Consider the following 22,014-nt stretch of genomic DNA (forward strand, 5'->3'; position numbering starts at 1 on the left):
GTGTTGATAAGACTTCAATCAGATTCCTGGGTTAAAAAGTGAACTCATCAAAAGGGGCTGAATCTGAGAGTGTCTCTATTTATATAAGACGTAATCTCTTGTCCCATTCTAACATTAATAAATAGAAGAGGGTAGAACGAGCAAACTCCCGCCAAGGCAAAAAAGAGGGCTGGTTTACGGTTTTTGTCACTAAAAAAGTTTGCCTATCCCAAATCGGATTCGTGTCCGATTTGGGATAGGCAAACTAAGGGTGGCTAGAGCCTGGCTTTTCACCAGAGAATATTTGAATGATTACGCCTTCCATGCAATACACGATGGATTTCTACAGTGTTATCATCTGTGACAAGGATGTAGAAGACTAGATAGGGTTCCACAACAATCATTCGGTAGCCTTGTGCAGCAATCTTTTTATCTCGTGGAATGGTTCCCATTAAAGGGAAATCTGCCAGATTGCCGATAGCTGCTTTTATTTTTTCAACCATATGGATAGCTGCTTCAGGGTCCTCCATACGAATGTACGTAATGATGGATTTCATGTCGTCCTGGGCAATTTGCAGTACCTTTATCTTATACTGACCCACGCGCCAACGCCTCCAGCTCATCCATGGCCTTGTCAAAGTTCAGAGCAGGCACTCCGCTCGCTTTTTGTATTTGTGCCTCCAGTAGCTTTTCACGTATTTCTAAGGTGCGTTCACGTTTTTCAAAGGCTTCAATGCTCATTACCGCCAAATCTCCTTCGCCATTGACCGTTACATAGACCGGTTCTCCGGTTTCATGACAAAGCTTGGAGATTTTACTATAATCGTTGCGCAAAGCGGTCGAAGATTTTATGGTAGGCATTCATTTCCTCTCCTTTGAACAGATGTTTTTATTCTGCTCACATTCTGCTCATATTATACTCGAATTAAGGAGGAGCCGTCAATTGGCTTGAGGGGGCTGGTCTTTGAGCCGTTCCACCATATATGAAGCCAGCTGGCCGGCGTCCTGGCTGCATTTTTCCTTAGTCTGAGGGTCAAGCCTGGCGAGTTGATCCAGAGTGGTCAGCAGCTCCTGGAAGGCGTCGGTGATAGTTTGGCAGCAGGCGGTGTATTTTTCCTCATAGTTCGTGACGAGGGAGGGTGCGGGCGCTCTCTGTTCCTTTACAGCCTGACTCAATTGCCGGGTGGTCATAGCGCCAAGATCATGCTGCGCGATAAATGCTTCCCGCTCTTCTTCGGGAAGGCCAAGGAGCAGGACCGCCTTAGTGTAGGTTAAATTCCCAAGCGCTTGGGAATTTGGATCGTCATCTGCCAGGGAGAGAAGTTTAGGTCCATACGCTTTATATAGGTTCATTAGGTTTGCCGCCGTGCTCTTGGAAAAACTGACCGATTCCTTGAGCCATTTCAGCCATTCCCCATGGTTGAGCAATTCCTTGGCTTCTTTCAGGAGGCGGCCCACCTCAATGGCGTTTTTCAGCAGCATTTTTCTGGACTCCCGGTTATTCATAGGTGGGATGGGTTCGGACCCCTTTCATGTTGGTAGTGACAACAGGGGGCCATTCTTTGAGCCGTTCCACCATATATGAAGCCAGTTGGCCGGCGTTCTGGCTGCATTTCTCCTTAGTCTGAGGGTCAAGTCTGGCGAGTTGAAGCAGAGCGTTCAGCAGCTCTTGGAAGGCGTCGGCGATAGTTTGGCAGCAGGCGGTGCATTTTTCCTCATAATTCGTGACAGGGGAGGTTTCGGTGGCGAGTGTAGGTGCAGGTGCAGATTTGTCTTTAGTACTGCTTTCCCGCTGGGGCTTGACGGTTCTGGTGACATATTGGATTTGGATATCCCCTGAATTTTGGGGCGTGGGCCGGGCTGGGGATTCAGTTTGGAGCTCAGACTGAGGTTCAGCCTGAGACTGAGGCTGTTCTTTGGCCGGAGTAGGTGCTCTCTGCTCTTTGACGGCCTGACTCAGCTGTCTGGCTGTCATATTGCCTACATCATTCTGGGCTGCAAATTCTTCCCGCTCTTCTTCAGGGAGACCCAGGAGTAAGAGCGCTTGGGAGTAAGTCAAATTCCCAAACGTTTAGGAATTTGGGTTGTCATCTGATGAAGAGAGAAGTTTAGGTCCATATTCTTTATATAGGTTCATCAGGTTTTCAGCCGTGCTCTTGGAATAATTGACAGATTCCTTGAGCCATTTCAGCCATTCCCCATGATTGAGCAACTCCTTGGCCTCTTTGAGGCGGCGGCCCACCTCGATGGCGTTCTTCAGCAGCATTTTTCTGGATTCTCGGTTAATGGCGTTGATTTCCGCCGCGATGACAAAAGGTGTGCGTTCAGTGCTTGAAGCATTCATGAGTCGGCCCGTCCTTTCCATTGTGAATCTACTTATAAAGTATGCGGACGGGGTGGGAATGGTGAAAATGATGTGCCTTTTAAAGCAGGATAAATCATGGTATACTTTTAATAGAAAGCGAATCAGCAGGAAATTTGTGTGTTGCAGGCCTGTAAAGGCGAAAAGGAGGAAAACCGGATGTCAGACGAGGATTTTAAGTCCTTTGTAAGGAAGGAACTAAGCGACATCAGACGGGATATGGCTCAAATGCAGCAAATGACGGCAGACTTGATTCGGATTGTCGGCAATACCAACGGGATGCTGGAAGAAGTTCAGCAAGATGTCAATGTGATGAAGCAGGACATCGGTGTGATGAAACGAGATATTGATGTGATGAAGCAGGACATCGATGTGATGAAACGAGATATTGATGTAATGAAGCAGGACATTAATGTGATCAAGCAAGATCAGAAGAGAATGAGCGGTACCCAGGAGGAGCAGGGGAGAGTTTTGGAAATGCTGTCCTATCGTTCCTTAGCTCATGATGCGGATATCAGGGATTTGCGCAGGGTAAGATAGATACTTAAATCCATAAGCTGCTTATTTAAAAAGGGCAATTTGGACTCACCTTCCAAATTGTCCTTTCGTTCATTAAGAATCCTGTTTCACTAAGAGGAGATTAGCTGAAGTGTATAGAATATTCAGGCTTAGGAAATTTGTCGATTTGACGTAAAATGCAGAAGCGAAGGGAGTCTAGCAACGTTGATCTTTATACTGGATAATTTTGATTCCTTCACCTTTAACCTGTATCAATACTTCGGGGAATTGGGAGAAGAGGTTGTGGCACTGCGCCGTGATCAGTGCACTATTGATGCAATTGAAGAGCTTAAGCCTGAGCTGATCGTTATTTCCCCCGGACCCTGTGCACCCCGGGATACCCAGTTCACTTTGACGGTGATTGATTACTTTAAGGGCAAGGTTCCCATCTTGGGAGTCTGTCTCGGGCATCAGGCTATCGGTGAGATTTTGGGGGGGGAGGTCATTCGGGCCAAGGCGCCGGTTCATGGCAAAGTGTCTGAGATTCATCATGACGGCCAAGGCGTGTTTTTCCAGCTGCCCAATCCCCTGACGGTCACCCGTTATCATTCCCTTGCTTTAAGGCGGGAGAGTTTGCCTGAGGAACTCCTGATTACCGCAGAGACAGCTGATGGTGAGATTATGGGGATTCGCCACCGGGAGCTGCCCCTGGAAGGAGTTCAATTCCATCCGGAAGCCATTCTGACGGAAAAGGGGCATGACCTGCTGGGAAACGCGGTCAAGAATGCTCGGACATGGTGGCAGGCCCAGGGTCAAAGTGGGCACAATTCGCCATGGGTGATTCAAGAGCTGGATATAGACCTTCAGCCGATTGAGTTGCTGGAGGCCTTTAAGGAAAGTGAGTACCCTTTTTTCCTGGATAGCGGGAGGAACTATGGAGGGTTGGGGCGGTATTCCTTTATGGGAGCTTTTCCTTTCCTGCAAGCCAGTGCCTGCAGGGATGGGGTAGAGGTGAAGCGCTTTGATGGGGAAGAAGGGCTGAACAGCAAGGAGGGCCTAAGCTCACTTATCGGGCAGGAATGGCTGGCCTATCCTGAAGGAGAATCCCTAAAGATTCTGGATGATTTAGTGGAGCGTTATCGTGTCTTCAATCCCACGGAATTCCCCTTTGTGGGGGGAGCGGTGGGCTTTTGGACCTATGATTTGAAAGATGAGTTAGAGAAGATGCCTCAAAGCGGGATCAATGATCTGGACCTGCCCTTGTGGCGGTTTAGTTGGTATGACGGGATAGTAGTTTATGATCATGAGAACCGCCGCTATACCTTGCTGGCTTGTGGTATGACAGAGTCCGGAGAATGCCGGAGAGCCCTGGCCCAGGCAAGAGTAGGGCGGCTTGTCAGGGTGCTGGCGGGATTTCTTGAGGAGCATGGCGGAAAGGAGGACCACCCAGAGACGGCAGAAGCTTACCAAAGGCAGATAGGAACCCGGATAGGAACCCAGCAAGAAAGTTCGGGAACTTACCAAGGGCATGATGGAAGCAAAGATATGGAGCAGCCTCAGGAGCGGGTTCATTATACGGTGAGTAAGGAGCAGTATCTGCTGGATCTGCAGCGGGTTATCGACTACATCTATGCCGGAGATATTTATCAGGCCAACCTGACCCAGCGTTTCCAGTTTCCTTATACCAAGGAGCCTATGGCATTATATAAAGCCCTTCATGCCCATAACCCTGCTCCCTTTGCGGCCTTTTTGCCCTATGAAGACTTCCAGATTCTCAGCAGTTCCCCGGAACGCTTTGTACAGATCAGCGCCCAAGGTGAGATAGAGACCCGCCCTATTAAAGGAACCCGTCCCCGGGGCAAGACTCCGGAAGAGGATGAGGCTTATGCCAGGGAGCTCACAGAGAGCACGAAGGATCGGGCGGAGCTGACCATGATCATCGATCTCCAGCGCAATGATTTGGGGCGGATCTGCCGCTATGGTTCGGTAAGGGTCACGGACTTGATTCGCCTGGAGCAATACCCTACCGTATGGCATTTGGTATCCACCATTGTCGGCAAGCTGAAGCCGGAACTGAAAACCAGTGAGATCCTGAAAGCCATCTTTCCCGGAGGTTCCATCACCGGGGCGCCGAAGATTCGGGCCATGGAGATCATCGAAGAGCTGGAGCCGTATAAGCGGGGGCTTTACACAGGAAGCATCGGTTATATGGGCTTTGACGGAGCCTGGGATACCAATATTGTGATCCGGACCATTCTCTTGAAAGATGGCCAGGCTTATTTCAATGGGGGCGGAGGAATTGTGGCTGACTCTGTTCCCGAAGAAGAATACCAGGAAGCCCTGCAGAAGGTGAAGGCTTTGCTCAGGGTATTATCTTATCCGAGTATTGGATAGTAGAGCCGGTGGATAAGACGGTAGCTGTATTTACTTTGCAAGAGGATGGACGCTATGGGCGGCCCCAGATGTATGCTGAAGAAGATAAGATCACGGTCAACTTCTTTCCGGATTTTATGGTGGATTTGCGACAAGTTTTTGAAGGTATATTAATCTTAGTGGAGATGTAAAAGGGGAAAAGGAGGATTCGGATTTGCTGGATAAAAATGACCGGCTGGTGCTCTTTGGCTATGGAATTTTTGAAACCCTAAAAGTCAATGGCCTGCATATTGAAGTTCCCCGGTTGCATTACCGGCGCATGTCCAAGGGAGCGGAACTGCTGGGTATTCCTATGCCGAGTTATGAGGTGTGGAGAGAAGCGTTGGAGCAAAATGTGCAAAGGGAGGCCTCCGCTGCCCGCAGAGAGGGCACGGCCTTTGCCCTAAGGGTGACCTTAAGCGGGGGAGCGGGGCAGGAAGTACCCCCCCAGTGGCTTTATCATAGCCGTCCTATCCCCTATACGGAAAAGGACTATCAAGAAGGGATACCGATAGCCATCTTAAGTCGTCCTCGCAACGAATATTCCCCTCTGGTACAGATTAAGAGCACCAACGCTATGGAGAGTATTCTGGCTAAGCAAGAAGCTGAGGAAAAAGGAGCCAGAGAAGGACTTTGGCTCAACACCAAGGGCTGCTTAGTGGAAGGGACCCTGAGCAATTTGTTTTTCGTCAGGAAAGGCACTCTTTACACTCCTTCTTTGCCATGCGGTTGTTTGCCGGGAACTCGCCGCCAAATTGTTCTGGAGTGTGCGCAAAAGCTTGGCATTCCATGGGTGGAGGGGGAGTTTCCCCTGGCATTCCTGGAAGACGCTGAAGAAGTCTTTTTGACCAACGCTTTAATGGGGATTCTGCCGGTGAGTCGGGTGGATGGGCGAAGGATTGAGGTAGCAGATGCTGCGGAAAGGTCTCTGCGGCTGCGCATTAATGAGTTCTATCATAATTACATTACCAGCTGCGCCGGTTCTCAATAATTCCGGCAGCTGTCAGGATACTAGAAAACCTCACGCTTTTTATAAACGTGAGGTTTTGGCTTATGGACTTATTTCTTTATTCGTGCGATAACATCAATCAGGCTGCCCAGCAATTCAGGAGTCAATCCTGCCTCTTCAGCTTTCTGAAGAGTGGGCAGGTAGGCTGAATAATGTTCTTTAAGGTAAAGGGGGGATTTCTTGTCATTTTGCTTATACGCTATGGCAGGTGGTGTGCCTGGCTCTTCTATTAATAGTGAAGCCACGGAGACATTCAGTGCTTTGGCTAATCGGTATACTGTATCTATGCTGGTAGATTGGCGCTTGCCGGATTCAAGCTGGCTGATAAGACTGCGGGCGACGCCGGATATCTGGGACAACTCGGCGGCGCTTAGTTTCTTGTCTTTGCGTATTTTTCTGAGTTGTTTTCCTAGTTCAAGCACGAGATACCCCTCTCCATTTTGCGATGATTAGACATATCAATGATACGCTTCATTCTTGCTGAGGGTTCAATTTCCTTTAATTATTTACAAGATTAAGCGTTGTGTGCTATACTATTCGCAATATTATACATCATGAAGGGGATAGCACAGATGGAGAGGGATAATAATTTGCGCGAATGGCGTTTAGCCAATGGTATGACATTGAAAGAGCTGGCCAGGAGGACCGGTCTTGATTATAGGTACCTGAGTCAACTGGAAAAGGGATTGCGTAAAGGGACCCCCAACACCTGGATTAAAATCTCGAAAGAACTGCAGGTGCCTGCTAAAACCTTCTTTCCTGATGAGATTAAGGAAGCCGGAGCTAAGTATTCATGTTTTGGGTAAATATATTGCTTAATTTCTATATATGGCATGAAGGATTTTGGTCAAACTTATAGAATATAGTGATGAGAACAAACGTATGTTTGGGGGATTCTTATGAAGACGTTTAGAGACCCTGTGCATAATATTGTTTCTATTGATAAGCAAAGTGAAAAGGTTTTGCTCGATTTAATCGATACCAGGGAATTTCAAAGACTTAGACACACCAGGTAGCTAGGGCTCTCCTCATTTACATACCCAGGTGCTGAACATACGAGATTTATACACTCATTGGGAGTGGTTCATTTAACAAAGCGGTTTATAGATAAGATCTCTACTTTAAAAAATATTGATCAAAAATATATTGGTGAGCTGCATGATAATCGTATGCTTGCACTAGTTACTGCGTTAGTGCATGATATCGGACATGGCCCATTTTCCCATGCTCTCGAAAAGACGAGCCACGAGTAGTTCTTATAAAGATCACTATATAACCCAAAAACCAAAGTCTGAAGGTAGCGAAAACGAAAAAGAAGCATCAGAACAAATCTTTTTATTTGATAAAAGCGGAAATGGGATAGAATTATCCAATAAGTCAAAAATTATCAATCAGATAAGAAATGAAGGTATTAAAATAGATAGGATGTTTATACCTGAACAGATCAGAAGATTAGTTTAAGGGAGGAACCAGTTATGTTTCTGGGAGCAAACTATCTGTTAGAGATTTTTTCAAAAGGAGAAATCAAGGGTAGGAAGAAATTACAAAAAATCGTATATCTATTAGAACATAAGGGTATGGATGCGCCATATAGATACAGTTATCATCGTTACGGACCATATTCAGCTCAGTTGCAAGAAGAGATTGAGTTTTTGGTGCAACATGATTTTATTGAAGAAGTCACCAAGAATGGAACCTATGAATATAAAATAACCGATGAAGGAGAAAGATTCAGAAAGCAAATCGGTCAAAAAAATGTCTCTATAAACAATGAGCTTTTGGCTAAACTTAATGAGGAGAGCTCTCAATTCCTAGAAATGCTAAGCACGTATATATTCTTGTTGGACTCAGGGTATGAGCAGAATGCTGCCAGAATTAAAGCAGCTGAACTTAAGCCACATCTAAAGGATTTAATTCCTAAGGTCTGTGAATATTATAGCGACAAATTGAATTAGAATAATAAGTTGAAACTTAGAGTGAGCAAAAAGAATAAGATTAAAAAAAGAATCCGACCATTCAGGTAGCGGATTCTTTTCTTTTAACTCTCTTAAAATTACAGGCTTTATACTCTATTATCCTTCCGCATCCCCTGGGGCTTCTGTTCCGGGTTCACCCTCAGTCTCAGAGGCTCCGGCACCTGAATTGGTGCTTTCCGGTTCAGTGGGGTCAGGTTCGGCAGGTGTTTCCGGTTCCTGAGGAGTTTCGGGTGCCGGCTGCTCAGGCTTGGGGTCCGGCTTGGGTTTAGCGGGCAGCTCCGGTCCCTTGACGATGATCTTGTTGGAGGGGATATAGGAGCTTTTTCCCAGGCTCTGGGTTTCCACGACCTGCCCGTTGACCTTGATGGTACGGGTGGCAGTAGCTATATAGCCATTTTGGCCGTTTTGTTTAACGATCTGGGTTCCGGGGGCCAGAGTCGGGTCATGGATGATTTCGGTTTCAAAGGGAATCACCTTCTCCACTTGATTGGTGATGAGGATTTCCTGTCCTGAAGTTTTTTTCCCGTAGAACTCAATGGTTACGGAGCCGTTGCTGATTTTGGAGCGGAGGAGGAGATAGCCGCCGGTAGTGTTGCGCATCTTCAGGTCGATGGCCCCATAGACCACGGTAGCGTCCTGGCCAAGGGGGACATAGGCTACAGCCAGACCATGATTCGTCCGCTCTTCGATCTTCAGATTGGCTAAAAGTCCGGTATTATAGAGGGTACTGGAGACTTGGCAGATTCCGCCGCCCAGGCCGGGAACGAATTCGCCGTTGACCACGATGAGAGCATCCTGGTAGCCTTTATCGCCGGTCCGTTCGCCAACGATTTCATTAAAGGATATGATTTCTCCAGGCTCAATCAGGGTTCCATCCAAGGCCTCGGCAGCGAGACGAACATTGGCCGTACGCTCGAGATTGGCGGCATCAAACCAAGTGGTATGGCTGGCAATCAGTCCGTCAATTTTCTTGGCCTCCAGATCCGCCGCTCGGAGCGCCGGCGCTACTTCCTGAAGCTCGACTTTAAGCGGTGCAGGATCTTGGAAAGGCTCCAGCTCTTTGATCTGGTTCACCAGGGCATCCGCCTGGACAGCTTGCCCCGGTTGATCGGGCTGGATTTCCATAAGATTATTGGCGCCGATTTTAAAAGTGGCATCCACTGGTTCTTTATTCAATAGACCAAGGCTTTCGGCGAGGGTTTCGGCGAGCCGTTGTTCATCCCAGGTCAGTCCCAGCTCAAAACGGGCATCCTGGGCAGTGGCTGCTTTTTGGGTTCTGGCGAAAAGGGAGGCCTTGCGGCCAATCTTATAGGCTTCATTGAGCGGGGTCTCTAAATCCACTTGGGGATTCAGAGCAGCCAGGGGAAGAGTAATGACCTCTCCGCCCGCCTGAAACTCCAGAGGCTGGGCTAACCAGTTTTCAAGGGTTTGATTGATTTTTTCCTGGGCCTGCTCTTTGGTCAGGCTGCCCACGTCGATCCCGGAGATGGTGATTCCTTCACTGAAAAGGTGGTCATCTTTGGCGTAGAGCATAAAGTTAATCCCCAGAGTGATGGCCAGGGTGAGGCTGATAAACAGCAGGGCTAATCCTACATATTTTTTGGTTTTCAAGTCTTTTCCCCCAAATTAGTCATCTGTCATACGTACTTATAATAATTCCACGCAAAAAAGAAATTTCCTCTATACAAGTAATGCTTGGATTGCCTATTTTTGTAATGGCCTGCAAGAAATTTTGCTGGTAAAAGAGGAGTGTCACCACTGAAGCAGTCGGTGACACTCATTTGATTATCTGCGCCGGGATTTTGTCCTTCCATAAGCGACATTTCTGCTTGCGGTCGGGTTATCTGAGTCGGTTTGTTCTTCCTCAAGGGGATCCAAAGGCTTCAAAATATCCTCCATGTCAGCCTCTGCTTCGGCTTCTTTGCCATGGTTTGCTGCTGCCGGGATTTCTTCTGAAGGCCGCGCCGGCTGCTTCGCATCCTCCAAGAGGCGGCTTGTTCCAATAAACTGGGCTCCCTGGTCGATCTTAAGCTGCTTGCTGAAGATACTCCCTTTCATACGGGCAGTGGAACATAGTTCCAAGGACTCCTGAGCGACGATATCTCCCCGGACCTCCCCCGAGATGCTGATGGCACCGGCCTGTATATTGGCGTCGATGACAGCGCTGGGCCCAATGATCAGGTCCCCGTTCAGGGCAATCTGTCCTTGGATTTTTCCGTCGATACGGGCACTGCCTTTTAAGGTAAGCTTGCCGTTAAATTCGGCATCAGCAGCGATATAGGTTGTCTCGCCTGAATTGGCGGAAAAAGTACTGGAAGTGCGTTTCGGACTTTCTGGTTTACCCCACATGCTCTCATTGCTCCTTTGTAAAATCAGTAAATTGCAGAGGATCGACAGTCTTGCCATTGACCCTGGCTCCATAATGAAGATGGGAACCGGTGCTGCGACCGGAGTTGCCGCTATAGGCGATGAGATCGCCTTTTTCTACTTTATCCCCCACTTTGGCCAGCAGGCGGGAATTATGGCCGTAGATGGTTTCGATGCCATTGCCATGATCGATTTCGATTAAATAACCGTAAACCCGATCATAACCGGAGACAGAGACGACCCCGGATGCTGTGGCATAGACCTCAGTGCCATAATCACAGGGAAAGTCCACACCGTTATGAAACTCCTTGGAATATCCGCCAAAAGGGTTGCGGCGGTAACCGAACTCTGAAGCCACGGTGAGCGGTATCTTTAAAGGGGCGAGGCTGGGAGTGTGCTCAATTTCCTCCTGATATGCCAAGGCCAGGTTGTAGTAGTCCTGAAGAAGGTTTAATTCATGGGAGATTTGTTCCGGATCGCTGATAACGGCCTGAGAAGCAAAAGGCGTTGCTTCCCCCCGGCTCAGCTCTGCAGACGCTGTCGACTTCGTTCCGGTAGTGGAAAAGGAAGGGGTCTCACTGGGATCCAAATTCAGGATGGACATCAGTTTGAGTTCTAACTCCTGGATTTGGGAAATATCTTGAGTTACCTGGAGAGATTCTTCCTTAAGGCGGACGATCTCCTGGTCCTTGACCTCATTTTCCTGCTCTAGCTGTACCATAGCGGCCAGCTGGGCTTGCTGAGATCCTACGGTATGTGAAAGGTAGAGAGTATAGGAAAATAAACTGATCACAAGCAGACCCAATGAACACAAGCCGGTGATGACGAGGCGCCTGCCCTTAAGGGTCACCTGAAATTGCCGGGTGGGGCCATGATCCGGAGGTATCATTAAAAAGGTATATTTGTTCTTCACGAATCCAGACTCCTTTTTCTTTTATCCTGGTCAGCCAGGAGGAAGAGCGGTGTCTTCCTTGTCGGCAGGGTTAGTTTCCGTGGGGACCATATCCTTTGGCACCAGATCTTTGGGCACGGCATGATCCTGTGGTTCGCTTTTGGCTTTGATTTCCGCTTTAGCCTGGGCTCTGACTGTTCCTTTTAAGCGGAACTCCCGCCAGATAGCCATGAAAAAGACGATAAGAGCTCCGGCTAAAGCCGCGCCTAAGATGATTAATACTAAAGGAACCTCGGCCACATACCAAAAGAAGTTTATGGCCACAGGGGCAGCATTCTGTACGGCAAAAATGGCGACGAATAAAGCAACCAGCAGGGTGAATATCAAGAAGATCATCTAAGCACCCCTTTCTTTAATCTTATTCAGCATTCTGAAAAATTAAGAGAGACCATCCTTCATTTTCGACCTTATCCTTGGGGAATCCTGCCACAAGACGAAAAACCTGCAAAATTTTCTTGGCCTCCGCTTAGTTTAGACAAAAACTAACCTTAAAATTATTTGCAAATTATTTCCCGTGTTTAAACTGAAGCGTGCAGGAATAACTATAAATTAGCGAGAAGATATAAGGTTAATAAGCGTGCTATAAAGGCGAAGAAGTATCGTACTGTGAGGAATTTATAGTGAAAGAGGAGAAGAATCGAAGGTCTTTGTCCTGGAATTGGCCCTTGAATGTGATGGACTATGATCAATCCACCCAGCATATTTTTGCTCAGGTCTTTGAGTTTGCTCAGGAGGGTATCTGCATCACCAATGCCCAAGGGGATATTATCTACGTCAATCCCGCTTTTACGAAAACCACAGGCTTCACCCTGGAGGAGGCTCTCGGGAAAAATCCGCGGATACTCAAATCCGGGCGGCATTCCTATGGGTTTTATACACAGATGTGGAGGGATTTGACTAAGAAAGGCCAATGGCAAGGAGAGATTTGGAATAAGCGGAAAAATGGGGAGATCTACCCGGAATGGCTGAACATTCATGCGGTTCGCGATGAGAAAGCCGTACTTACCCATTATGTTTCTATTTTTCGGGATATGACTGACGAAATGCTGATTCTTAAAGAAGTTCAATTAGCGGGACAGATTCAGAAAAATATTTTAAGGTCCGATTTCTCTGATGAACATCTCAGGATGAGGAGCATCTATCTCCCTTACCACCATCTGAGCGGGGATTATTATGATTATCGCTGGGATGAGAAGAACCGGATCCTGAAAGGGTTCCTCTTTGATGTCATGGGTCATGGGGTGGCGGCAGCGCTGCAGGTGACCGCATTAAGAGTTCTTTTTCGTCAGGTGGTAGGACGCAAAATCCCCCTGGCGGAGAAGGTGGAATGGGTGAACCATGAGGCAAAAAGCATTCTCCCCGAGGATAGTTTTGCCGCGGCTATCTTTTTCGATATCGACATCGGTCAGGGCAAGTTCAGCTATGTCATGGCCGGAATCAATCATTTGCTGTACTATTCGTCGGAAAGGGGACAACCGGGTATCAGGGTCTTAAGCCAACCGGGTCTCTTCCTGGGGATTTCAGAGCACGCGGAGTTTGAAGAGCATGAGTGTTCCCTTAAAGCCGGGGATGGGATGATTTTCCTCACGGACGGATTTTATGATTTGGTTCAAGAGAAAGAATGCCCTCTTCAGGTCATGACCATAGAAAGCACTATGCATTGGCTGGATTCCTTATCCACAGGCAACGAACTGAACGATGATGCCACTGCGTTAGGATTTATCTGCTGCTAGCCGCCGGTAGTTGCAGCAAAGGAGCGTAATGAGAGAAAAGGTGGGTGGGGGATATGCGGCAAAAGCTTATGCGTAAGACCTTTCATTCAGCGCAGGAGTATCGCCATGAGCGGGAACAATTGCACCAATGTCTGCAAAAGGCTTTAGGGAATAGGGGTGGGGAAACAACCTTATCTGAGAATGAAGTAACGATGCTGGAAGTTGCCCTGAATGAGGCAGTAAACAATGGATTTAAGTACGCCCAGGGCAAGGTCTCTGCTCCCGCGGTAACGCTGAGTATGTATGTGCTTCACTCCAAGTTTCTGGTCATTCGGGTCAAGGACAATGGGAGCGGATTCCGGGCAGATCAAGTGATGGCTAAGGTCTCGGCCTTGGAGGAAGACGAGGAAGAATGGGAGTGGGGAGAGTCCGGCCGGGGGATATACATCATGGAAGCGGTTATGGATGAAGTTCGTTATAATGCCAAGGGCAACTCTGTGGTTCTTTTAAAAACATTAGCTTAAAAATAGGGGAGGAAAAATCATGTCAATAGATATTCGGGTGGACAGGCAAGAGGTTTTTGTGGAATTGGAAGGTAAGATCTATGTGGAAGACGCTGCCGTCATGAGAGAAAGGCTGCTCCCTCTGATCGAACAAGGGAAGTCTCATTTTATTTTTGATACGCATAAATTAAACTATATCGACAGTTCAGGGCTGGGTGTGCTGGTAGCCATTCATAAGCGCGCTATTGAGCGGGGGGGCGGGATTATTGTTCAAGGACTCCAGGGCGCGGTTAAGGAGCTTTTTCAATTAACCCGTCTCAACAAGGTGTTTGAGATACGATAGGGGGTATTATGCTCAGGGATGAGGTGATAGCATGAAAATTGGGGTCCGGTTTCGCGTTTTGGGAGCATTTATTGGCATTATCGCCATCTTTGTCATAGCCATTGTGATCACCAATTATTTGCAGATTAAGATCAATGACGAGGTGGACGATATCTTTGGCCATACGGCCTTGATGACCTCAGCACAAGCCATGAAGACAGAGGTCAGCAGTGCCCGGAATGGGAGTGAATTCACAGCTGCCAGGACATGGCTTGAGCAGATGAGAGAGAATGAGCACTTGTCTGCCGAGGATCGGCAGGACTTAGATAAAATCGCAACCATGTTGCTTGCCTCTGAGGGGGCTCCCCTGCTCCAGACTTTGGATGCCTTGATCGAGAGACAAACAGAGGTTTTAGCCGCTAATCAAGCATTGATTTATAAGAATATTAACAGGATGACCTGGGTGAGCTGGGGCGGAACTCTGGTTGCAGTTTTGGCCGCTTTGTTCATGGCCTATCTGTTGACACGTTATATTTTGCGGTCCATCAGCGAACTGCAGGAAACCATGAGCAAGGCTGGGTTAGGGGATTTGACGGTTTCGGCCCCTGTCCATTCCAGTGATGAATTCGGGGATCTGAGTGCCGCCTTTAATGTGATGATGACCCGCCTGTCCGATGTGGTGAAGAATGTCCGGGAACTGACGGAGAACCTGGCGGCGGCCTCTGAGGAGTTGGCTGCCACCAGCGAAGAAGCAACGGTGGCCGTGGCTGAGGTCAGTGAAAGCATGCAAAATGTAGCCAACGAGTCCGATCTGGGGGCAAAGTCCATCGTGGAAGCTTCACAGGTACTTTTAGAGCTTTCCTCCCTGACCCAAATCGCCAAGACCCAAAGCCAGTCGGCGGCGGTAAACTCCCAGCAGACCATGGAGACGGCTGACCAAGGTAAAAGCACGGTGGATGATGCCATTAACCGGATGCATACTATTCACGCCAAGACGTCAGAGACAGAAGAATTAATGCAGCAGCTCAGTGAACTCTCCAAGCAGATCGATTCCATTACAGTGACCATTACCGGGTTGGCGGATCAGACCAATCTGCTGGCTTTAAATGCAGCCATCGAGGCCGCCCGGGCCGGGGAGTCCGGCCGTGGATTTGCTGTAGTGGCGGAAGAGGTCCGGAAACTTGCCGAGCAGTCCACTCAAGGAGCAAAAGATGTGGCAGGTCTGGTCCAAAAAGTTCTGCTCGGAGTGGAGGATGTGGTTCAGGCTACCAAGTTAACCCGCCAAGAGGTGGAACATGGGGTTCAGATCATGAACCAAGCCGGCAGTGCCCTGAATAATATCTATGGCGCCGTCAAAAAGACCGCTGAAGACGTTCACTCCAGTGTGGAAGTCACCGATTCAGAGGTAGCCAGTTCAGAAAAAATCGTGACCTTGATTAATTCGGTGGCAACGGTTATTGAGAATACATCCTCTCATGCTCAACAAGTGGCGGCATCTTCTGAAGAGATCAATGCCTCCCTGGAGACGGTGGCCACAACGATTCAGGGTACCGCTTATATGGCTCAGGATCTGAATCAGAAGGTGGAGCATTTTAAGCTGGCCGACTCAAACCTGACTACGGTGGAGATCCTGGAGAAAGCTAAAACCGATCATTTGCTGTGGAAATCCCGGATTGTCAACATGCTTAAAGGCCTTGAGGAAGTGGCACCGGAAGAAGTGACCTCTCACCAGCATTGCCGATTAGGAAAATGGTATTTCCGGGAAGACAACACCCTCAAAGGCTATCCGGAATTTAAGGCGTTGGATGAACCCCATCATCAAGTTCATAAAATGGCCCAGGAAGCGGCCAGGGCCTACCATGAAGGGGATGTTAAGCTGGCCCAGGCCTGCTTGAAGAGGCTGGATAAGCACTCCAACAAGGTCATTAAATGCATCAATGGCCTGATCGAAAAAGAAAAAGCCAAAGAAAAGCAATAAGGCTGGGCAATGAGACAAGGGGACAGGAACCTTGTCTCATTTTGATGAAAAACGTCGGCTAAACCTCGACATTATTTTCGATATTTTTTTAAATATTTAGTTTAGAATAATTTTCAGAACTTGCGGCTTTGTTTCTGGAAAATTTGTCAATGCCAGTGTGACTAAAATAACTCTCGTAATATGCATTGCATCAACATTCGTGCTTCTGCAATCTTGTAAACTGAAGCTGTTACCATCGAAGAGAAAGTAGTTGAATGCTATGGAACATGTCGATTTGCTTGAGGAAATTGAAGAGCTCAGATGTCAACTTTATACCTTATCCTGTGATAAGGATCTGGCGGACCCTGAGGTGGTCCGGATGAGCCAGGAATTGGACAGCCTATTAAATTTATATTACCGGACCTGCCTTTCACGAGATTATCGGAAAGTTGGCTGAAGGGCTGGGTTACTCACCCCAAAGCAGCGTGTGCTTTGGGGATTTTTGTGTTATTATTTTTATTAAAACAAGGAAGCAGAGAGGATGAAGTATGTTGGATTATACAGGGATTGCCTGGGTTAATGGTGAATTTTCCAGCTTGCAGGAGGCCCGGGTTCCTTTTTTGGATCGAGGATATTTCTTTGGTGACGGAGTCTATGAGGCGGTCAAAGTTTGGGATGGTAAGCTCTTTGCCTTGCAGGAGCATCTGAAGCGTTTTGAAAGGAGCATGAAGGAGATTCGTATCACCCCGCCTAAGACCACTGGGGAGCTGACAGCCCTTGTCTTAGAGAGTGTGGAAAAAGCCGGCCTTCCCAATGCCATGGTGTATCTGCAGGTTACCCGGGGGATTGGACCCAGGATGCATGCTTTCCTGCCGGAAGGCGAGCCGATGGTCACTTTATTTGTGGCCCCCATGACCTCTGTAGAAGAAAAAGTGCGTAAGGCAGGGGTAAGCTGCATTACAGTGCCTGATGAACGATGGGCTCATCCTCATATTAAGACCCTTAATCTTCTGCCCAATGTATTGGCCAAGCAAGCTGCGGTAGAGCAGGGCGCCTATGAGGCGATTTTAGTGCTGGGTACAGAACCTGGTGGGGGGTTGATTACGGAAGCCTCCAGCAGCAATGTGGCTGCAGTCATCCGGGGAAAGGTTGTGACCCCACCTCTTAATGGACGAATCCTGCCTGGCGTAAGCCGGGCAATCATGCTGGAGACCGCCCGTGAGGCTGGAATCGAAGTGGAGGAGCGGGAGATTACCCTTGAGGAGCTGCGCAGTGCTGAAGAGATTATTCTTACCAGTACGGGGTGCGAGGTCTTAGGCGTAGGAAGGCTGGATGATGTGACAGTGGGAGAAGGGGGAGCCGGCCCTATGACTGAGAGACTGTATGAGATTTTTATGGCAGGATGGGAGAAAAGGCTGACAAGTGTAAAATCTTGAGGGTTGTTTTTTCATCAAACAATGGATAGACTGGGTCCCGGGGGTTAATCCTCGGGATTTCTCTTTAAAGTCGACAAAAGAAGAGGGGATAGAGTGGGTATAATAAACTCTTCAAAATTAGTGCAATGGTTTAATCAGGTCAAGAGGGATTTGCCTTGGCGCAGGACAAAAGATCCCTATGCAATTTGGGTATCTGAAGTGATGCTTCAGCAGACTCAGGTGGTTACCGCTATTCCGTATTATCTGCGGTTTATGGGACGGTTCCCCACCCTCTCTCACCTTGCGGAGGCGGAGCAGGAAGAAGTGCTGGAGTTATGGCGGGGATTAGGGTATTATTCCCGGGCCAGACGCTTGTGGGAGGGGGCCCGCTACGTGGTGGAGACGGCGGAGGGAAGGATGCCGAAGGATTATCAGTCCCTCCTTCATATTAAGGGTGTCGGTGAATATACTGCGGCAGCCATTGCCAGCATTGCTTATGAAGAACAGGTTCCGGTCATGGATGGGAATGTGAAACGGGTGCTGAGCCGCATTCTCCGTTGGGAAGAGGATGTGGAGAAAGCCCGGTCAAGACGCTTTTTTCTTGAATACCTTGGGGAAGTGATACCCGGAGATTGTCCGGGGGATTTTAATCAAGGAATGATGGAGTTGGGGGCAACGGTATGTACTCCGAAGCATCCCCGCTGTGAGCAATGTCCCCTCCAAGCGGACTGTGAGGGTTTTGCCCTGGGTGATCCCCAAGTGTACCCTGTGAAAAAAAGCAAAGAGAAACCTGGGTCAGCTTGGCGGCCTACCTTGATCCTGCTGCACCAGGGGCAGGTGCTCCTGAAGAAAAGGCCCTCCACAGGGCTTTTGGCTGATTTGTGGGAGTTCCCCGGAGAAGAGATGATGGTACCCCCATGGGAGAACTATAGAGGGGGCAAGGAATTCTCCGCAGAGGCCGTGAAGGTTGCGGAGAGAGTTGGCGAAGAGACAAGCCGGTACAGATACAATTTAGATTTTGCCTGGCATGAGCTGTATAAGAATCAGATAGGGGATGCCGCTTGTGATGAGGTTGTGCAGGAACTGCTGAGCCGCCGGCCCAGCCGGAAGGGTCCTTTAGTTCATACATTTAGTCATCGACGCTGGCAGATCTATTGGCTGGTCCTCAATCTCGATGAGGTGATGGATAAGACGGCGCGGGTCAGGGAGAATGAGGATTCCCTGAAGGGGGATGGCCTATGTTGGCTGGATGTTAAGGAATTGGACAAAATCGCCTTACCCGTGGCCTTTCAAAAAGTTTGGGCAAAAGTACAATCTGACCTCTTAACCGACAGGATTCACAGAAGGCACGTCGAATTCTAGTTGAGATAAGGGGGATAAAGTGATGACCAAATTCAGTGTGTTTTGCAGCAAGTTGATTAAAGCCAACACAAAAGCGGGAAGAATCCTTACGGCTTCCGCTTTGGCCTTGATCTTAACCGTATCCGCTCCGGCTGCGGCTTTGGGGAGTCCGGTAGACGATGTGCGATCCTTATTGGAGAGCCAATATGTGGATCCGGTGGATCCCTGGGTGCTCAGCGCTTCCAGTGTTGAGGAAATGCTTAAGCGATTGGACGATCCTCATACTGTCTTTTTTACGCAAAAAGAGTACCAGAACTTCCTTAATTCCATGGACTTAAGTTTTTCCGGGATCGGAGTATATATTGAACTGGAGCCGCGGGGCTTAGAGATTGTCGGTATCATCCCGGGTTCACCGGCTGAGGAAGCCAAACTCAAAACAGGGGATATTATTGCTCAAGTCGGCGGCCAAAGCCTGGCGGGGCTTTCTCAAGATGCGGCGACCACTCTGATCAAGGGCCCCGAAGGGACCACTATAGATATCGTGGTCCTGCGGGGAGAAGAGCGCCTCAGCTTAAAGGTGGCCCGGAGAGCGGTGGAAGTTCCTACCGTGAGCGGGGAAATGCTCAATGAAGATATCGGCTATGTGGCCATAGAGTCTTTTGGGGAGACCACTGAAGAACTATTCGAGCAAGTGATTAAGGAGTTGGACAAACAAGGGGCCGATGCCTGGGTCATGGATCTGCGCAATAATCCGGGCGGATATTTGGACTCAGCCTTAAGCCTGGCAGGATATTTCATTGGTGAACAGACAGCCTTGCAAACGAAAGACCGCTCACAGAAGTTTGAGCCTTACCAGGCAGAAAAGCAGGAATTTATAATTGCTGAGCCGGTGATATTCTTAACCAATGAAAACAGTGCCAGTGCTTCAGAGATCCTGACGGCAGTGGTTAAGGACTACCAAAAGGCAGCGGTGGTAGGAACCAATACTTATGGCAAGGGCTCTGTCCAGAGCTTATGGCAGCTCACCGACGGGGATGTTCTGAAGATTACAGTGGCTAAGTTCTATTCTCCTTATGGAAAGGAGATCAATGGGGTAGGGATTTCCCCCGATGTGGAGATTCTGGAAAATGATCCCCTGGAGATGGCTGTATTGATGTTGGCAGGATCTATTCAGGAGAATGGTGATGGACAGGAAGTCGCGGACCTTGTTCAGTTCACCGCCGGGGGTAAGGATTGGAACATTTCCCTTGAGGAAGCGAGGGATCCTGAATACTGGTCGGCTTATCGGGAACTTATTCAAAACAACTCCTTCCCCGGAGGATTTTCCTGGCGGCATAACTCAGATTGGGCAGCCATTTCCCAGAGTGAACAGGATGCCCTATGGCCTTTATTCTATCCAGGCTATCATGGGATGAGCGAGCTTAAGGACCTTGCCGTTGATAAGACCTTTACAGTGCGGTTTACAGCTCCCATCGATTTTAAGAGTGTGACCGAGAATTCTTTCGAACTGATTGAGAGTGAGAGCGGCAAGCGCATGCCTGTGACCTTTGAGCAAGTGGATGAACGTTCAGTCAAAGTGATTCCGCAAGGCCTTCTCGAACCGGAGAAAACCTACTGGCTCCTTACCCATCAAGGAATTGCCGCTAAGGATGGCTCTATCCTGAAAGAAGGAGCGCTGACCGTCGGGACCACCGGGGCAGGTCATTAGGTTTCGGGCAGCGGCTTATTGATAGGTGTGTTAACGCAAGGGAGTGAGCTGATGGAGAAGAAGAGTGGAGATGCTGGGCTGTGCTGCTCAAAGACGGTTACCTTACCCCGTTTAAACCGGCTTAGCCCCTCTTTGGAGAGTACGGCTCTGAAGATAATGGAGGAGTCGGGAGAACTGGCTCAGGCCATTGGGAAGTTTCGCGGACTTAACGGGGAGCGGTTGAGGGTCAAAGAGACTGAGGCCATGCAGATGGTGGCTCAGGAACTTATCGATGTGGCCCAGACAGCGGTGACGATGATGTTTGTTTTAGAGGAACAGTACGGTATCGACATTGAAAAGATCTTAGAGGAGCATGTCTGTAAACTTAAGCAAAAGGGCTATTGTGATTAATATGTGATTGATGAGAATGGGGGCTGTTTCCTATACTTTTGGCAAAAAGTAAGGGGACAGCCCCTGTACTATTTTGGGTTGTTTTGCCAGGCGGCGAAGCTTAATAAGTGCATAAAATTACAATTGATTTCGGTGAATGTTATAAAAATCATCCTTCTTGGGAAAGACTAGAAATAATTTATGAACTCAAGAGGTGATTTTGTTTGCCACACCGAAGATGCCGAAAAACCACGGCGATTTTCCTATGCTTGGTCATGACATTATTCTGGTGTCAAGGAATGGTATGTCCAGTCAATGGAGAATTAGGTACGAATACTTTTGAAATAGTGGATATCGAAGTTTTGGATGCGGTCCAAATCGTTGATCTCCAAGCAATGGGTGTCAACCGCGGCGAAGCGGAAAATAGGCTCAGGGAAACAGACAATAGTCCCGCAATGGAAGAAACGGTAACAGAACAAGAGGAAGCTGCTCTCAGTGATGAATTGGCTGTCCCAGAGGATGAACAGATGATCGTAGTGCAGAGTGGAGATACTTTATCAGCAGTTGCTCATCGGTATGGAACAACGATTGCCGAACTGATGAAGCTCAATACGATCAATGAACCCAACACCATCGGCGCAGGTCAGACACTGCGCATTCCCTCTAAAGGAGAGACAATAGCGGATTCAGCCGCGGAACCATCCCGCGGCAGAGCTCCGGTTATTCAAGTTACTCAGGAAGAGTTGGAACTCCTGGCCCGTGTGATTCATGCTGAGGCAAGAGGGGAAGATTTTGAAGGACAAGTGGCGGTAGGGGCAGTGGTGCTCAATCGGGTTGAGGATCAGCGTTTTCCCAATACGATCCATGATGTAGTGTATCAGCCGGGCGCCTTTACAGCTGTCCTCGATAAGCAAATCCATCTTACCCCCAACCAAAATGCTTATCGTGCGGCAGAGGCCGCTTTAAACGGCGAAGATCCCACCGGAGGGGCGATTTATTATTATAACCCCAGGACAGCCACGGATCGTTGGATTAAGACCCGGCCTGTGGTAAAAACCATCGGCAACCATACCTTCAGCATCTAATTGAATCAGAGGGACAGGTCCCTTGATTCAAATATCATTTCTACCTA

The 22,014-nt window shown here is 48.5% G+C and carries 25 protein-coding genes and 1 pseudogene; 17 read left to right on the forward strand and 9 right to left on the reverse strand.

The window, feature by feature from the left end; genetic code table 11:
• Positions 1-269: 269 nt before the first annotated feature.
• The 4 genes and pseudogenes from DESLBE_RS20585 to DESLBE_RS20600 form a co-directional block, all read right to left on the reverse strand.
• Positions 270-581 carry a type II toxin-antitoxin system RelE/ParE family toxin gene (locus DESLBE_RS20585; RefSeq protein WP_172625472.1) on the reverse strand — a complete coding sequence of 104 codons (312 nt, stop codon included), beginning with the start codon at positions 579-581 and terminating at the stop codon, positions 270-272.
• Complete coding sequence (locus tag DESLBE_RS20590) at positions 568-840, reverse strand: type II toxin-antitoxin system Phd/YefM family antitoxin (protein ID WP_005817008.1); 273 nt, start codon at positions 838-840, stop codon at positions 568-570. Before DESLBE_RS20590 ends, DESLBE_RS20585 begins: the two co-directional genes overlap by 14 nt.
• 78 nt (positions 841-918) lie before the next feature.
• Positions 919-1,485 carry a DUF3102 domain-containing protein gene (locus DESLBE_RS20595; RefSeq protein ID WP_144678125.1) on the reverse strand — a complete coding sequence of 189 codons (567 nt, stop codon included), beginning with the start codon at positions 1,483-1,485 and terminating at the stop codon, positions 919-921.
• Positions 1,478-2,344, reverse strand: a pseudogene (locus DESLBE_RS20600) (DUF3102 domain-containing protein). The gene DESLBE_RS20595 and the pseudogene DESLBE_RS20600 overlap by 8 nt, the downstream one beginning before the upstream one ends.
• Positions 2,345-2,500: 156 nt before the next feature.
• On the opposite strand from DESLBE_RS20600, the gene DESLBE_RS20605 reads away from it, so the two are divergent.
• From DESLBE_RS20605 to DESLBE_RS20620, 4 genes are all read left to right on the forward strand, one after another.
• On the forward strand, positions 2,501-2,881 hold the full coding sequence (locus tag DESLBE_RS20605; RefSeq protein ID WP_144678126.1) for a hypothetical protein: 381 nt from the start codon (positions 2,501-2,503) through the stop codon (positions 2,879-2,881).
• 183 nt (positions 2,882-3,064) lie between these two features.
• Positions 3,065-5,233 carry an aminodeoxychorismate synthase component I gene (pabB, locus tag DESLBE_RS20610; protein WP_144678127.1) on the forward strand — a complete coding sequence of 723 codons (2,169 nt, stop codon included), beginning with the start codon at positions 3,065-3,067 and terminating at the stop codon, positions 5,231-5,233.
• An 8-nt stretch (positions 5,234-5,241) separates the two neighbouring features.
• Entirely contained in the window at positions 5,242-5,403 is a 162-nt protein-coding gene (locus DESLBE_RS20615) for a hypothetical protein (RefSeq protein ID WP_243131362.1), read from the forward strand.
• A gap of 23 nt (positions 5,404-5,426) precedes the next feature.
• Positions 5,427-6,242, forward strand: coding sequence for an aminotransferase class IV (locus DESLBE_RS20620; protein ID WP_144678129.1), 816 nt, complete (start codon positions 5,427-5,429; stop codon positions 6,240-6,242).
• Positions 6,243-6,310: 68 nt separating this feature from the next.
• On the opposite strand, the gene DESLBE_RS20625 is transcribed toward DESLBE_RS20620, so the two are convergent.
• Positions 6,311-6,682: a helix-turn-helix transcriptional regulator gene (locus tag DESLBE_RS20625; RefSeq protein WP_011460970.1), complete on the reverse strand. Its 372-nt coding sequence runs from the start codon at positions 6,680-6,682 to the stop codon at positions 6,311-6,313.
• A gap of 150 nt (positions 6,683-6,832) precedes the next feature.
• Between DESLBE_RS20625 and DESLBE_RS20630 the strand changes: the two genes are divergently transcribed.
• From DESLBE_RS20630 to DESLBE_RS20640, 3 genes are all read left to right on the forward strand, one after another.
• Complete coding sequence (locus DESLBE_RS20630) at positions 6,833-7,066, forward strand: helix-turn-helix transcriptional regulator (RefSeq protein WP_144678130.1); 234 nt, start codon at positions 6,833-6,835, stop codon at positions 7,064-7,066.
• A gap of 273 nt (positions 7,067-7,339) precedes the next feature.
• Positions 7,340-7,513 carry an HD domain-containing protein gene (locus DESLBE_RS27150; protein WP_243131409.1) on the forward strand — a complete coding sequence of 58 codons (174 nt, stop codon included), beginning with the start codon at positions 7,340-7,342 and terminating at the stop codon, positions 7,511-7,513.
• A 222-nt stretch (positions 7,514-7,735) separates the two neighbouring features.
• On the forward strand, positions 7,736-8,215 hold the full coding sequence (locus DESLBE_RS20640; protein ID WP_005816992.1) for a hypothetical protein: 480 nt from the start codon (positions 7,736-7,738) through the stop codon (positions 8,213-8,215).
• A gap of 117 nt (positions 8,216-8,332) precedes the next feature.
• Here DESLBE_RS20640 and DESLBE_RS20645 read toward each other — a convergent pair whose 3' ends face one another.
• From DESLBE_RS20645 to DESLBE_RS20660, 4 genes are all read right to left on the reverse strand, one after another.
• The gene (locus DESLBE_RS20645) at positions 8,333-9,847 is read right to left on the reverse strand and encodes a VanW family protein (RefSeq protein WP_144678131.1); all 1,515 of its coding nucleotides are present in this window, start codon (positions 9,845-9,847) and stop codon (positions 8,333-8,335) included.
• Between the two features lie 174 nt (positions 9,848-10,021).
• A complete protein-coding gene (locus DESLBE_RS20650; protein ID WP_144678132.1) occupies positions 10,022-10,585 on the reverse strand; it encodes a polymer-forming cytoskeletal protein in 564 nt (187 codons plus the stop codon).
• A gap of 4 nt (positions 10,586-10,589) precedes the next feature.
• Positions 10,590-11,516 carry a M23 family metallopeptidase gene (locus tag DESLBE_RS20655; RefSeq protein WP_144678133.1) on the reverse strand — a complete coding sequence of 309 codons (927 nt, stop codon included), beginning with the start codon at positions 11,514-11,516 and terminating at the stop codon, positions 10,590-10,592.
• A 30-nt stretch (positions 11,517-11,546) separates the two neighbouring features.
• A complete protein-coding gene (locus DESLBE_RS20660) occupies positions 11,547-11,891 on the reverse strand; it encodes a LapA family protein (RefSeq protein ID WP_015945215.1) in 345 nt (114 codons plus the stop codon).
• A 338-nt stretch (positions 11,892-12,229) separates the two neighbouring features.
• Between DESLBE_RS20660 and DESLBE_RS20665 the strand changes: the two genes are divergently transcribed.
• The 10 genes from DESLBE_RS20665 to DESLBE_RS20710 all read left to right on the forward strand — a co-directional run bounded on the left by DESLBE_RS20665 (position 12,230) and on the right by DESLBE_RS20710 (position 21,967).
• On the forward strand, positions 12,230-13,288 hold the full coding sequence (locus DESLBE_RS20665; RefSeq protein ID WP_035243138.1) for a PP2C family protein-serine/threonine phosphatase: 1,059 nt from the start codon (positions 12,230-12,232) through the stop codon (positions 13,286-13,288).
• A 53-nt stretch (positions 13,289-13,341) separates the two neighbouring features.
• Entirely contained in the window at positions 13,342-13,791 is a 450-nt protein-coding gene (locus DESLBE_RS20670) for an ATP-binding protein (protein WP_026198754.1), read from the forward strand.
• A 19-nt stretch (positions 13,792-13,810) separates the two neighbouring features.
• The gene (locus DESLBE_RS20675; protein WP_005816983.1) at positions 13,811-14,113 is read left to right on the forward strand and encodes an STAS domain-containing protein; all 303 of its coding nucleotides are present in this window, start codon (positions 13,811-13,813) and stop codon (positions 14,111-14,113) included.
• A gap of 31 nt (positions 14,114-14,144) precedes the next feature.
• Entirely contained in the window at positions 14,145-16,070 is a 1,926-nt protein-coding gene (locus DESLBE_RS20680) for a methyl-accepting chemotaxis protein (protein WP_144678134.1), read from the forward strand.
• A 259-nt stretch (positions 16,071-16,329) separates the two neighbouring features.
• Positions 16,330-16,506 carry an aspartyl-phosphate phosphatase Spo0E family protein gene (locus DESLBE_RS20685; RefSeq protein WP_005816981.1) on the forward strand — a complete coding sequence of 59 codons (177 nt, stop codon included), beginning with the start codon at positions 16,330-16,332 and terminating at the stop codon, positions 16,504-16,506.
• 91 nt (positions 16,507-16,597) lie between these two features.
• Entirely contained in the window at positions 16,598-17,485 is an 888-nt protein-coding gene (locus tag DESLBE_RS20690; RefSeq protein ID WP_144678135.1) for a D-amino acid aminotransferase, read from the forward strand.
• A 93-nt stretch (positions 17,486-17,578) separates the two neighbouring features.
• A complete protein-coding gene (gene mutY, locus DESLBE_RS20695) occupies positions 17,579-18,826 on the forward strand; it encodes an A/G-specific adenine glycosylase (protein ID WP_144678136.1) in 1,248 nt (415 codons plus the stop codon).
• A gap of 22 nt (positions 18,827-18,848) precedes the next feature.
• A complete protein-coding gene (locus DESLBE_RS20700) occupies positions 18,849-20,513 on the forward strand; it encodes a S41 family peptidase (RefSeq protein WP_144678137.1) in 1,665 nt (554 codons plus the stop codon).
• A 51-nt stretch (positions 20,514-20,564) separates the two neighbouring features.
• Positions 20,565-20,903, forward strand: a complete 339-nt coding sequence (locus DESLBE_RS20705; protein ID WP_005816977.1) for a MazG-like family protein — start codon at positions 20,565-20,567, stop codon at positions 20,901-20,903.
• A 203-nt stretch (positions 20,904-21,106) separates the two neighbouring features.
• Positions 21,107-21,967 (forward strand): cell wall hydrolase, encoded by an 861-nt coding sequence (locus tag DESLBE_RS20710; RefSeq protein ID WP_144678138.1) that lies wholly within the window; start codon positions 21,107-21,109, stop codon positions 21,965-21,967.
• Positions 21,968-22,014: the final 47 nt, after the last annotated feature.

The organism is Desulfitobacterium sp. LBE (assembly GCF_007830365.1).
In the GTDB taxonomy this organism is placed as follows: domain Bacteria; phylum Bacillota; class Desulfitobacteriia; order Desulfitobacteriales; family Desulfitobacteriaceae; genus Desulfitobacterium; species Desulfitobacterium hafniense.

What these genes read in the sequence shown, in the direction of transcription:
- DESLBE_RS20675 (WP_005816983.1), top strand. Translation starts at nt 13,811, where the DNA reads ATGTCAATAGATATTCGGGTGGACAGGCAAGAGGTTTTTGTGGAATTG.
- DESLBE_RS20705 (WP_005816977.1), top strand. Translation starts at nt 20,565, where the DNA reads ATGGAGAAGAAGAGTGGAGATGCTGGGCTGTGCTGCTCAAAGACGGTT.
- DESLBE_RS20665 (WP_035243138.1), top strand. Translation starts at nt 12,230, where the DNA reads ATGGACTATGATCAATCCACCCAGCATATTTTTGCTCAGGTCTTTGAG.
- DESLBE_RS20700 (WP_144678137.1), top strand. Translation starts at nt 18,849, where the DNA reads ATGACCAAATTCAGTGTGTTTTGCAGCAAGTTGATTAAAGCCAACACA.
- DESLBE_RS20595 (WP_144678125.1), bottom strand. Translation starts at nt 1,485, where the DNA reads ATGAATAACCGGGAGTCCAGAAAAATGCTGCTGAAAAACGCCATTGAG.
- DESLBE_RS20670 (WP_026198754.1), top strand. Translation starts at nt 13,342, where the DNA reads ATGCGGCAAAAGCTTATGCGTAAGACCTTTCATTCAGCGCAGGAGTAT.
- DESLBE_RS20680 (WP_144678134.1), top strand. Translation starts at nt 14,145, where the DNA reads ATGAAAATTGGGGTCCGGTTTCGCGTTTTGGGAGCATTTATTGGCATT.
- DESLBE_RS20685 (WP_005816981.1), top strand. Translation starts at nt 16,330, where the DNA reads ATGGAACATGTCGATTTGCTTGAGGAAATTGAAGAGCTCAGATGTCAA.
- DESLBE_RS20590 (WP_005817008.1), bottom strand. Translation starts at nt 840, where the DNA reads ATGCCTACCATAAAATCTTCGACCGCTTTGCGCAACGATTATAGTAAA.
- DESLBE_RS20650 (WP_144678132.1), bottom strand. Translation starts at nt 10,585, where the DNA reads ATGTGGGGTAAACCAGAAAGTCCGAAACGCACTTCCAGTACTTTTTCC.
- DESLBE_RS20640 (WP_005816992.1), top strand. Translation starts at nt 7,736, where the DNA reads ATGTTTCTGGGAGCAAACTATCTGTTAGAGATTTTTTCAAAAGGAGAA.
- DESLBE_RS20660 (WP_015945215.1), bottom strand. Translation starts at nt 11,891, where the DNA reads ATGATCTTCTTGATATTCACCCTGCTGGTTGCTTTATTCGTCGCCATT.
- DESLBE_RS20605 (WP_144678126.1), top strand. Translation starts at nt 2,501, where the DNA reads ATGTCAGACGAGGATTTTAAGTCCTTTGTAAGGAAGGAACTAAGCGAC.
- DESLBE_RS20690 (WP_144678135.1), top strand. Translation starts at nt 16,598, where the DNA reads ATGTTGGATTATACAGGGATTGCCTGGGTTAATGGTGAATTTTCCAGC.
- DESLBE_RS20630 (WP_144678130.1), top strand. Translation starts at nt 6,833, where the DNA reads ATGGAGAGGGATAATAATTTGCGCGAATGGCGTTTAGCCAATGGTATG.